This is a genomic window from Rhizobacter sp. P3_C12 (genome assembly GCF_056402735.1).
Genome location: NZ_JBFUGW010000640.1, coordinates 1 through 688 on the forward strand (window position 1 = coordinate 1; position 688 = coordinate 688).

At 55.7% G+C, this 688-nt stretch carries 1 protein-coding gene; it reads left to right on the forward strand.

Annotated elements, in window-relative coordinates:
• The coding region (locus AC1DXV_RS35130) for a HesA/MoeB/ThiF family protein (RefSeq protein ID WP_477938118.1) at nucleotides 1-688 on the forward strand (688 nt) is incomplete at both ends.

Consider the following 688-nt stretch of genomic DNA (forward strand, 5'->3'; position numbering starts at 1 on the left):
GACGAACCTTCACCGCCAGATTTTATTCCATCCCGAAGATATAGGACATTCGAAAGCGAGGGTTGCAGCTGAACGGCTGTCGAAGCAATTTCGGCATACCCAATTCCGCCCCTATCAACAACGATTGGTCGCGGCCAACGCCGCTGAGCGTATTCAAGACTGCGATGTCGTGCTGGATGGTAGCGACAACTTTTCAACCAAATTTCTCCTCGGCGATATATGTGCCGCAGCCAGCAAGCCTCTCGTATACGGCTCGGTCAACCGTTTTGAAGGCCAAGTTGCCGTCTTTAACGTTGCCGATTCCGAAGACGAATTGACGCCTGTGTCGTATCGCGACATCTTCCCCGCCGCGACACCTGCGGAGGTTGGTGGCAGTTGTGCCGAAGTCGGGGTCTTGGGCGTAGTGCCAGGGATCGTAGGAATACTCCAAGCCTTGGAGACCGTGAAGGTACTGCTCGGAAGAGACGACGCAGCGACCAAGTTTATGCTCACTTTGGATCTTCTATCGCTTTGCATCGACCGGCTCCCGATTCGCCGGCGCCCAACAAGTGCTCCCGCCGTCGGAGCCAATCAGGAGCCCTTGCTCTTTCGGCAGGATCCAGAGCATTTGGTAACGCCGAAGGACTTGGTTGCCCTGATGGAGTCCGGCGGACGATACCAACTCGTCGATATTCGCACCGAAGAAGAG